General features: G+C 27.3%; 13 protein-coding genes. 4 read left to right on the top strand and 9 right to left on the bottom strand.

Annotation, left to right across the window (positions count from 1 at the left end; all coding sequences use genetic code 11):
• Nucleotides 1–310 precede the first annotated feature (310 nt).
• Nucleotides 311–883: a DUF3109 family protein gene (locus ACH2BC_RS00065; RefSeq protein WP_395051866.1), complete on the bottom strand. Its 573-nt coding sequence runs from the start codon at nucleotides 881–883 to the stop codon at nucleotides 311–313.
• A gap of 184 nt (nucleotides 884–1,067) precedes the next feature.
• Here ACH2BC_RS00065 and ACH2BC_RS00060 point away from each other — a divergent pair, with 184 nt between their 5' ends.
• The 3 genes from ACH2BC_RS00060 to ACH2BC_RS00050 are packed head-to-tail and all read left to right on the top strand — an operon-like array spanning nucleotide 1,068 to nucleotide 2,536.
• Nucleotides 1,068–1,646 (top strand): MarC family protein, encoded by a 579-nt coding sequence (locus ACH2BC_RS00060; RefSeq protein ID WP_395051865.1) that lies wholly within the window; start codon nucleotides 1,068–1,070, stop codon nucleotides 1,644–1,646.
• Between the two features lie 42 nt (nucleotides 1,647–1,688).
• Nucleotides 1,689–1,886 (top strand): hypothetical protein, encoded by a 198-nt coding sequence (locus ACH2BC_RS00055; protein ID WP_395051864.1) that lies wholly within the window; start codon nucleotides 1,689–1,691, stop codon nucleotides 1,884–1,886.
• A gap of 41 nt (nucleotides 1,887–1,927) precedes the next feature.
• Complete coding sequence (locus ACH2BC_RS00050) at nucleotides 1,928–2,536, top strand: FAD-dependent oxidoreductase (protein ID WP_395051863.1); 609 nt, start codon at nucleotides 1,928–1,930, stop codon at nucleotides 2,534–2,536.
• A gap of 2 nt (nucleotides 2,537–2,538) precedes the next feature.
• Here the strand turns inward: ACH2BC_RS00050 and ACH2BC_RS00045 are convergent, their stop codons facing one another.
• From ACH2BC_RS00045 to ACH2BC_RS00010, 8 genes are all read right to left on the bottom strand, one after another.
• Entirely contained in the window at nucleotides 2,539–4,113 is a 1,575-nt protein-coding gene (locus ACH2BC_RS00045) for a S41 family peptidase (protein WP_395051862.1), read from the bottom strand.
• A gap of 100 nt (nucleotides 4,114–4,213) precedes the next feature.
• On the bottom strand, nucleotides 4,214–4,837 hold the full coding sequence (locus ACH2BC_RS00040) for an outer membrane beta-barrel protein (protein WP_395051861.1): 624 nt from the start codon (nucleotides 4,835–4,837) through the stop codon (nucleotides 4,214–4,216).
• Between the two features lie 4 nt (nucleotides 4,838–4,841).
• Nucleotides 4,842–5,258, bottom strand: a complete 417-nt coding sequence (locus tag ACH2BC_RS00035; protein WP_395051860.1) for a hypothetical protein — start codon at nucleotides 5,256–5,258, stop codon at nucleotides 4,842–4,844.
• A 93-nt stretch (nucleotides 5,259–5,351) separates the two neighbouring features.
• Nucleotides 5,352–5,867 (bottom strand): hypothetical protein, encoded by a 516-nt coding sequence (locus ACH2BC_RS00030; RefSeq protein ID WP_395051859.1) that lies wholly within the window; start codon nucleotides 5,865–5,867, stop codon nucleotides 5,352–5,354.
• 92 nt (nucleotides 5,868–5,959) lie between these two features.
• On the bottom strand, nucleotides 5,960–7,078 hold the full coding sequence (locus ACH2BC_RS00025) for a helix-turn-helix domain-containing protein (RefSeq protein WP_395051858.1): 1,119 nt from the start codon (nucleotides 7,076–7,078) through the stop codon (nucleotides 5,960–5,962).
• A gap of 9 nt (nucleotides 7,079–7,087) precedes the next feature.
• Entirely contained in the window at nucleotides 7,088–7,516 is a 429-nt protein-coding gene (locus tag ACH2BC_RS00020; protein ID WP_395051857.1) for a deoxycytidylate deaminase, read from the bottom strand.
• 94 nt (nucleotides 7,517–7,610) lie between these two features.
• On the bottom strand, nucleotides 7,611–8,732 hold the full coding sequence (locus ACH2BC_RS00015; protein WP_395051855.1) for a thioredoxin-like domain-containing protein: 1,122 nt from the start codon (nucleotides 8,730–8,732) through the stop codon (nucleotides 7,611–7,613).
• Between the two features lie 192 nt (nucleotides 8,733–8,924).
• Nucleotides 8,925–9,518 carry a HupE/UreJ family protein gene (locus ACH2BC_RS00010; RefSeq protein ID WP_395051854.1) on the bottom strand — a complete coding sequence of 198 codons (594 nt, stop codon included), beginning with the start codon at nucleotides 9,516–9,518 and terminating at the stop codon, nucleotides 8,925–8,927.
• Between the two features lie 181 nt (nucleotides 9,519–9,699).
• Between ACH2BC_RS00010 and ACH2BC_RS00005 the strand changes: the two genes are divergently transcribed.
• The gene (locus tag ACH2BC_RS00005) at nucleotides 9,700–10,131 is read left to right on the top strand and encodes a TerB family tellurite resistance protein (RefSeq protein WP_395051853.1); all 432 of its coding nucleotides are present in this window, start codon (nucleotides 9,700–9,702) and stop codon (nucleotides 10,129–10,131) included.
• The last annotated feature ends 673 nt before the right edge of the window (nucleotides 10,132–10,804 follow it).

The raw sequence follows: 10,804 nt of genomic DNA, 5'->3' as shown, positions 1-10,804 counted from the left end.
TCAAACCATTAAAAAATTAAGGTTCATTAAGATATAAAAGCTTAATTTTCTTAAACAACTTAATGGTTTATTTTTTTAATTTTTAGAAAAAATTAATTTAAGTGGTGGTTCGAATTAAGTATTCTTTACAATTTCAGACCATAAGGTTCATTAAGATATAAAAGCTTAATTTTTTTATTTATAAGGTTTATTTTGAGTTTTTGAAAATTACTAAATGTGTTGTTCTATATTAATAGATTAAAAAATTGCAAAGTATTGAAAAATTAAAAGTAAAACTTAATGAACCTTACCATCTAAATGGTTTAAAAAATTATTTTTCCTTTTTTAAATCATCTGCAACTTTCTCTAGTTCCATATACCAATCTTTGCCAAATTTTCTAATTAATGCTTCTCTTACAAATTTGTAAACAGGAACTTGAAGTTCTTTTCCTAGTGAACAAGCATCGTCGCAAATGTCCCATTTATCATAATTTACAGCAGCAAATTCAGTGAAATCTTTTACACGAATTGGATATAAATGACAAGAAACTGGTTTTTTCCAAGAAATAATTCCTTGATTATAAGCTTGTTCTATTCCGCAAAGTGCTGTTTTTCCGTCAAAAATTACGTAAGCACAATCTTTATTATCTATTAATGGAGTTTCTAAATCTTGATCAGTTCCTTTTACCCAAGTTCCCAATCTTTCTATAGCTTCAATTCCTTCTTTTCGAAGAAATGGTTTAACTTTAGGATAAATTTCTTCTAAAATTTTAGTTTCTTCTTCGCTCAAAGGTGCACCAGCATCGCCATCTACACAACACGCACCGTGACATGCAGAGAGATTGCAAACAAAATCTTTAGAAAGAATATCTTCAGATACGATGGTTTTTCCTAATTGAAACATTGATGATTTATTTTTATTTTCCTTAAACTATTATGTTCAAGAACCGAGTATTAAATTTGACTGCAAAGGTACAAATGATTTATGATGTTTTACGGCAACAATTAATTATCTATAAATTAACGAAGTATTTGGAATTTAACACTTTAGAATATAGTACTTTTGCAAAAAATTAAAATTCTAGGTTATGGTTGGATTCGACATAAGAGAAATAGCTACAATTAGTATGGTTCTTTTTGCAGTAATTGATATTATTGGAACTATTCCTATTGTGGTTGATTTACGAGCTAAAGTTGGTCATATACAATCTGAAAAAGCATCTTTAGCTGCAGGAATTATAATGATTGTTTTTCTTTTTGTTGGTGAAGAATTATTGAAATTAATTGGAATTGATGTGCATTCATTTGCTGTTGCTGGTTCCTTTGTATTGTTTTTTCTAGCTTTAGAAATGATTTTGGGTATTAGAATTTACAAAGAAGAAGAAGAAGCAAGTTCGGCATCAATAATTCCGTTGGCATTTCCCTTAATTGCTGGCGCTGGAACTATGACTACTTTACTTTCTTTACGATCACAATTTGCAACAGCTAATATTTTAGTTGCTATTGTGTTGAACATTATTTTGGTTTATATTGTTTTAAAATCGTCTGCTAAAATTGAAAAACTCTTAGGTAAAAACGGTTTAGGAGTTATTAGAAAAACTTTTGGTGTAGTTTTACTTGCAATAGCTGTTAAATTATTTGCAGCTAATGTTAAAGGTTTATTTTAATAAGAACTATTTTTATTAATTTTACATTCTCAAATAACTATTATGAAACTTTTTACTACTATATTGATTTTAATTTCTGTTGGATTAATAATTTTCAACATTACACTTTTAGATTTCAATAAACCATTTGAAGGAAATAGTTCTGCGGCGTTAATTGGTATTCTTGCTGCTTTTTGCGCTGTTTTTATTTTATTAATCTTCAAAATGTCTAAGAAAATTGAAGAAAAACTTAAAAACTAATTCTGTCAAAATTTTAATTAGAATTTTGTAATTTATAATATATGTTAGATGTTTTAATTATTGGTGGTGGCGTTGCTGGAGTTTCTTGTGCGCTAGTTTTAGGTTCTGCAAAGAATAAATTATTTGTACAAGATAAAGAAATTGCCATTATTACACATCAAAAAACATCTTCACTTCAAGAAGCACTTTTTAATAATGCATACGGAATTGAAGCTGGAAAATTAGGAGCCGATTTATTAAAAGAAAGCACACAACAACTTCACAATTTATATCCTCATATTTCTCAAATTGCGGCAGAAAAAGTATTAAAAGTTGAAGGAGAATTTGAAAATTTTGTTGTTACAACAAATAAAAATTCTTATCACACAAAAATTATCGTAATTGCAATTGGATATTCAAATACTTTTGCCATTGAAGGTTTGATTCACTATGTAATTCCACATAAAAAAGCTATTGCCGAAAAACAACGCATTCAATTAGTAAATGATGACCATAAAGTTGCTGATGGAATTTTTGTAGTTGGTACTTTAGCTGGATGGAGAAGTCAACTTGCCATTGCTGCTGGAAGTGGCGCTGCAGTTGCGACCGATATTTTAACGTTGTGGAATAATGGAATTTCTAGTCAAAGTCATGATAGTGTGAAGAAGTAAACTTACTTCTTCTCCAAAACCGCATTAACCATTTTATCTTCCTTTAAAAGTATTAAGTAATATTGGTTTTCTCCAAACAATTGTCTGGCGAATTCTGCTATTAAATAACGATTTACAATTGATTTATTTTTGTTTAAATCTAGTTCCATTCCGCTTTTGGCAAGGTATTTTTGAAATGTAACTAAATAGGAATCACTTTTCATTTTGGATTGAAATTGTTCAAAATTTAGACCTTTAAATGTTGCTCTTTTTTTGTCTAATTGTTCAAAAACAAAATGCCCAACAATTCCAGTTTGTAAAATATATTCTAAACTTTCTTCGCCGTGAGTTACTTCTAAAGGTACAAAAACATCTGGAACAATTCCGCCACCACCATAAACTGTTCTACCTTTTTTTGTTTTAAATTTTAAAGAATCGGCAATTTTTATTTTGTCTTTTTCATATAATTCTCCACTTTCAAATCGTGTTTCTTGTTCTTTATAATAATCTTCACTACCGCCGTTTACATAAGCTTTTTGAATAGATCTTCCGCTTGGAGTATAATACCTTGCAATGGTTAATCGCACAGCCGAACCATCATCGAATTTCATTTCTCTTTGTACTAATCCTTTACCAAACGAACGTCTTCCATAAACCATTCCTCTATCGTTATCTTGAATTGCTCCAGCTAAAATTTCGCTTGCCGATGCTGAATTTTCATCTATTAAAACAACAACTTTTCCGGTTTCAAAGTTTCCGTTTTCTGTTGCAAATGTCTTGTCTATTGTGCCTTTTTTATTTTTGGTAAAAACTATTAACTCTTTGTCTTTTAATAATTCATCTGTAACTTGAACGGCCATTTCCATAAATCCACCACCATTTTCTCGCACATCAATTACTAACGAATTGATGTTGCTTCTTTTTAATTTTAATAATGCTGCACGAAATTCATTTCCTGTTGTTTCTGCAAATCGATTTATTTTTATGTAACCAGTATTTTTGTTTAATAAAATGGCAACATCAACACTTTTTATTGGTACAACATCACGTTTTACCTTGATTTTTAGTTGTTTATTTTCAGATTTTCTATAAATTGTAAGTGTAACTTCTGAGTCTAATTCGCCTTTTAATTTGCTATACAAGACTTCGTTTTTTAGTTTTTTGCCAAATAATTTAAAGTTGTCTGCATACAAAATTCTATCACCTTCTTTAATTCCTGCTTTTTGTGCTGGACCATTTTCTACAGGTTTAATAACAGCAATAGTATCGTTGTAATTATAAAAGTTAACGCCAATTCCAACAAAATCGCCTTTCATACTTTCGGCAACAGCAGTTTGTTCACTTGGCGGAACATAAACCGAATGTGGATCTAAATTGGCTAAAATATTAGTTACAGTTAAATCTACAATAGAATCGGTTTTTACATCGTCTACATATTCTGTATCAATAAAATTTATTAATTTATTGAGTTTGGTTTTATAATCATTTTTGGCAAATGATGGTTGAGCAACTGGAAAATTAATCCAACCACCAATTATAATTCCTAATGCAACGCAGGAAAAAAACAATAAAGGAATATATGTTTTGTCTATTTTCACTTTTATACTACTATTTCTTTAAAACGAAAATAGTGAAACAAAAGTATGAATTGAAATTGAGTTATTAGTGAAACATTTCTTAATGTTTTAAAAATATATTCTACTCTTTAAGCTTAACTTTTAAGGGTTTAATAGCTCTTCCTAATTGTAACTTAAATCCTAAAACTGGTAAAAATTGTGTAGATCTATTGTAAAAGGTTTTATATTTTTCTACAACTTTTACATCATATTTTGTAAAATTAGCATCAATACCAAAATAAAAATTTATTTGATATTTTAGTCCAAAGTTAATTCTTGAACCAATTTCAAATGAATTTCCTTTAATAGAATAACCTGAAATATCTGAAGTGTTGGTTATCTTTTTATCTCCAAAACCAATTTTATGTTCAAAATAAATTTTATTTGATTTCACAAAATTTCTATAACCAATTAAAACATAATAAGAAGATATTTTAGGATTATAAAAATTCCCAATATATTCTGGACTAGTTAATTTAATATCGTTTTCTTGAAATTTTATTCCAATAAAAAAGTTTTTATGAATATTAAATAATCCTTCAATATCCACACCAATGCCATCATTGTATGCTTTGTTTAAAAAATTATTGCCACTTGCAAATGAATAATTAACATTAGTAGCTATAGAAAATCTTTTTATTTTGATTTCTTGGCTTAAACTATAATTTATAAATAATAGTGAAATAAAGAGGGTTAATTTTCTCATATAATTAATTAAAATTTGCTAGTTTAATAGTTCCTAAATCGTAATAATCAGAGGTTAAATTGGAAGTAAAACCAAAAAACGTTCCAGGGTTATTTGTATCTTCTATCATTAATTCTGGATGTTTAGTAATACTTATAATTTGTTTATAACTAAATCCTAGACTGTATTTATAATTAGATTTGGGAACAGAAATAAATATTGCTCCTTCATTATTAGAAAAAACTTCTATAACAGTTATTCTTGTAGAACTTTTAAAAGTGAAAATTTCAGCCGATTGATTTGGCAATGCATTCCCTAAATTATCTACTAATTTACCTTCTAGAATTATTCTAGAATTATCTTGATATTCAAATGGTACAGAATATTCTCCGCCACAACTATAAAAAACAAAAATTAATAAAATTGCTACAATTTTTTTCATAATGATAATTTTAAATTGAAATCAAATGTAAGATAATTTTCACATCAAGTGTCCGAAATTATCCAAATTAAAGAATATAGGACAAATTTCATTTTAAAAATGCAGCATTTCTTCTAAAGCACTCTTATTTAAATTGCAAATAATTGAAAATTGATGTGTTCCAATTCTAGAGAAAGGTTTGTTATTAGTAGAAATATTTAATCCATAATAAAAAGTAAAAATCCCGAAAGCTCCAAATCCTATTTTGGGAGTTATAACAAAATCGTTTTTTGTAAAATCTGTTTGATATTTTGCTTCAAGAGCTACAGAAATTATAATTGCAGTAAATTCATAACCAACTTTTAATCCATAAATATCATTTTCTACATCTGGTTTAAGTGTTGGAGAAAATTCTATAGCAATAAATTTAGCTTTAGAAACAGGAACGTAACCATTATTAGAATAATAAAATTTAGAAATTCCAACTTCTGTAAAAAAGGATTTTTGTGCGGCAATTGAACCACGTAAAGCAGTAACTTTTGTCCAAATTCCATCTGAATTAGCTGCTTTTTCTTGAGCAATTATTGCATTTGTAAGCAATAAAAATAGTAGTAGTATTTTAAGTTTCATAATTTTTATTTAAGAATTAAAGTCAAAAATAATAGCTATGAAAAATTGTAAAGTCCAGAAAAAGTGAAATTATATGAAGTTGGAGAAACTTATTACTGTTTTCTAAATTCTACTGGAGTTAATGAAGTGAATTTTTTAAAAGCAGTATAAAATGTTGATTTAGAATTAAATCCGCATTCTAAACCAATAGATTCTATAGTGTAATTGCTAAAAGTTGTATCTTTTAAAAACTCTTTGGCTTTGTTTACACGAAACTGATTGATGTAATCTGAAAAGTTGTTTTGACTTCCTTGATTTATAATTTGCGATACTAAACTTGTACTTATTTTTAAATCTTCAGACAGCGATTTTAAAGTTAAACTAGGTTCAAGATAACAGCTAGATTCTAAAATATAGTTTTCAATTTCGTTGAATTTTTCAATTTTTTTGGGATTTTCTTCAAATGATTTTTGTGGTTTACTTTTGTTGAATTCATTTTCTATTGTTTGTCTAATTTCTATTCTTTCTGATAACAAATAATAATGAAAAAACCCTTGATAACCAATCCAATATAACAATAAAGAACTAAAGAAACGCAATGGATAATAGATAACTATTTTAGGATTTAAATAAAAATTAAAGTTTAAAGCTATTGCAACGAACCATAAAGTTAAAAGCAAAATTCCAAATAACATAAAGTTTTTTAACCACATTACATTGTCAAAACGCAATACAAATTTGTACAAATTAGATTTTCTAAAAATTAAAATCCCTGCTTTTAGAAAAATAAATAATGAGAAAAAAGCATTTACAATTTCTTCAATTTGGGCATATTTAGATATAATTTCGTTTTTACTTTCGTTATAAAAATGTGGTAGAAAAAATAATCTAACGCCAATTTCTATGAGAAAAAGTGCAATTGTAATGTAGAAAAATGTGGTTACTTTTTTTTCTATTTTTAAATAGTGAATTAAAAATATGTAGAAACATGGAACGATTAATACATAAAAAGGAAGTAATAAATTGCGAATAAAGAAATTAGAATTTGTAAAAACGTTGTCAATTAATGCAATTTGAAGGTTGTTTAATGAAAGAAAAAGTACAACTAAATTTAAGAAAATCAACGATTTATCGCGACTACGTTTAGAAAATGAAGTAACTAGAATGAAAAGAAAACCCTGAATTACTCCAGCAATCATAAAGAAATTAAAAATGCTTTTGGCTGTTTCCATTCGTTACAATTAAATTAAATCTTCTATTTGATCTACAATTACGCCAGCTTTTTCTAGAAATTCTAAACCAGATTTGTCTTTATAACCTTCTTTGTAAACTACTCTTTTTATACCCGATTGATGAATTAATTTACTACATTCTTTGCAAGGCGAAAGAGTAATGTAAAGTGTAGCGTCTTTGCAAGATTGTGTAGAATGTGCTACTTTTAGTATTGCATTTGCCTCTGCGTGAAGCACATACCAATGTGTTAAACCATCATTATCTTCGCAACAATTTTCAAAACCAGATGGTGTACCGTTGTAACCATCGGAAATTATCATTCTATCGCGAACTATTATTGCACCAACTTGCTTGCGTTTACAATAAGAAAGTTTGCTCCACTCTGAAGCTATTCTTAAGTATGCTTTGTCGTATTTTGTTTGTTTTTTTTCTGTCATTTTATGCTGAACTTGTTTCAGTATCTTTTTTTTTGCCACTAAGCCACTAAGCCACTAAGCCACTAAGCCACTTAGACACTAAGCCGCAAAGTTTTTAAATTTTATCTTTAATTAAAATTTTTGAAACTAGTTCAGTTAATTCTCCTTCTCCATAACCATTTATTATTTTAATTATTTTACCATTGGGATCAATTAAAAAAAAATTTGGAGTTCCAAAAGAGCCATATTTTTGAAAAATTTTACCATTTGTATCTTCTCCATTCCAAAGGGATACCCAATTTATTTCATGCTCTTTTAATCCATCTCTCCATATCTGTTCGTCAGAATCTCCACTAAAGGTAATAATTTGTAAACTATCTTTATATTTGTCAAAAATAATTTTTAGTTCTGCATTTGATTCAACACAATATTGGCAATTAGTTTGAATAAAATCTAATAGTATATACTTTCCTTTAAATTCTGATAAATAATGAGACACATTAGAAGAATCTTTAGCTTTAAAATCTTCTAAATAATCTCCTTCTTTTAAAACTTTCTTTATATCTAAGTATGTTTTAAGATTAATTCCAAATTTAGAATTTTTTAATTTCTCATCTAAATTATTGTAAATTTTTTTAATCTTATTTTTTTTTATATTTTGTCTATTATAAAAAATTTCAATTATTGAATAATAGCTATTAGAATTATTAAGAATATAATTTATTTTAAATGTATTTAATTTTTTTTCAATTACATCTCTTTTTTTTCTTTCAGAATTGAGATGTATTTTTGAGTATTTAATGGTATCTAATTTTTTTTGACCAATTAAATTATTTAAACTATCATATTGTGATTGAAGTGGTTTGACAAATTCAAAATATTTTATTTTTAAATTATTACTTTTTGAACCTGTTACAATAAAATTATTTGGGAAATCATTTTTACTACCAATTATAGTAACGTCATTGTTGTCTGTTAAAAAACTGAAAGAATTAAATTTGTTATCAAATTTAATTGATAAATATAATTGAACAGGTGAATTTACACTTGGATTTACAAACTTAAACTGATTTTTTTCAATTATAGTAATTTGTGGTTTCAACCCAGAATCTCTATTAAATAATTTTATTTCTGTACCATCTTTAAAACCAGTAATAGTTCCATAAATATTGTATTGTTGTGAATAAATCGTAAAAGTTGCGAAGAATAAAAATAAACTTAGTTGAAATTTTTTCATTGAATTATTATTATAAATTTAAACCTTTAATTTTACAAAAATGGATTGTCATTTAGCCCTGATTGAAGCGGTATCTTTTTTTAATTGCCTTGGGTTTAAACCCAAGGCAATTGAAAAAAGATTGCAATGAAAAGCAGGAATTACCTTGGCAAATATAACTACTGTTTTGCTTCAAATTAAAAAAAGTAGAAATTATCTTTTCCAGATTGGACTATCTATCAATAAAGGAATTACAACGCCAATTACAAAGGCAGACATGACTAATGTAAAATCGCGTTTGTTGAAGCGAAAGAGCGTTTGAACCACAAATGACAATAGTAAAACGGCAAGTACAACAATGATTTGTGCAATTTCTATGCCGAGTGAAAATTCTAAAAGATTAGGTAATTTATCTATGGCTTCGCCAGAAAGTAGTGGTTTAAAATAGCTTGCAAATCCTAATCCGTGAATTACTCCAAAGAATAATGTTACAAAACCTATAAATGTTATGCTATTATTTTTAGCTGATTTTCCTGCGGTGAAAATATTGTAAAGTGCTGTTATTAATATAGTTATTGGAATAATAAATTCTACAATATTAGTTTTTACAACTATTATATTAAAAACCGAAAGTAGTAACGCAAGTGTGTGACCAAGTGTAAAAATAGACACTAAAATTAGTATTCTTGTCCAATCTTTAAAGGCATACGGAACGGCTAATGCGATTAAAAAAAGTGCATGGTCATAACCTTGAAGGTTAAGTACGTGTTTGAGTCCGAGTTGAAAAAATATCCAGAATTCTTGCATTACAGGTAGGTTTATTAGTTTTGGGACTGTAAACGTACAAATTATTTTCAATATTTAATAAACGTTTATTTTTGATTTTTATTGAATCAAAACACCTTTTTAACTAAAATTAAATTTCTAGTATTTAGAACTTGATTTACCGATGAAATAAATTTATATTTGCAAAATAAAACCCATAATTATGTCATTTTCAGATTTATTTGATAGCGAATTTAAAAGTAGAAATAAAAGTCATTTTTCAGCCATTGTGCGTGTTGCAATTTCTGATGGCGAATTGAGCGTAGAAGAAAAAGAATTTCTTGATAAATTGGCTGTAAGATTAGAGATATCGAAAGCTGAGTATGAAGAAATTTTAGAAAATCCAGCTAAATATCCAATAAATCCTCCTTATTTACACACACAACGTTTAGAGAGATTGTACGATTTATCTAGAATGGTTTATGTAGATCATGTTCTTGGACCAAAACAAAAAGAGGTGTTAACAAAGTTTGCCTTGGCACTTGGTTTTACACCAGGAAATGTACCTTTTATTGTTGACAAAGCACTGTCATTGTTATTGTTACATGTTGATAGTGACACATTTGTATACGAAATGACACACATGAATAAATAAAATTTTTTATTTTAATGAAAAGCCAAAAGAAGTAATTTTTTTGGCTTTTTTTTATTTTTTAGATTTGATGATTTCTCTTAAAATTTTTGCCACAGATGTAACGGATTATACTGATTTTCACAGATTTTTTTTGCTTAAAAATCTGTGTAATTGAAAAAGTAGATGTCAAATAATAACTATACTTTTTTTATATTTTACCAAATATAATCTGTGAGAATATTTGATATCTGTGGCTTACAGATAAATAAATATTTAAATATAAAATTTTATTCAATTATCTAAATGTAAATTAAAACCATTAAAAACGGCGTAATACACAACAATATCATTAAATTAAGACAAACACCACAAAAATTTAACATTATAAATTTCTTTGTAAGAAAATAAATTGTAACTTTGGGTAAATTCTATTGTATGAGTCAGTTACGCAGTTACGCAGTTACGCAGTTACGCAGTTACGCAGTTACGCAGTTACGCAGTCACGCAGTTACGCAGTTACGCAGTTACGCAGTTATGCAGTTATGCAGTTACGCACAAATACCTTATGTATATGTGTGTAGCGAAAACAATATACTTTGTTAAACGAGTAAAGAAGAAGACCATTTGTGTTCAGTTCGCACCACGCAGAAAAGGAACTGGCTCTAAATATCTTCTAACCTAAAAACTTTATTTT

Origin of the sequence: Flavobacterium sp., from assembly GCF_043760115.1 — a bacterium.
Lineage (GTDB): Bacteria > Bacteroidota > Bacteroidia > Flavobacteriales > Flavobacteriaceae > Flavobacterium.
The sequence above is the reverse complement of the archived record's forward strand: the minus strand, read 5'-3'. Positions and strand labels throughout refer to the sequence as shown.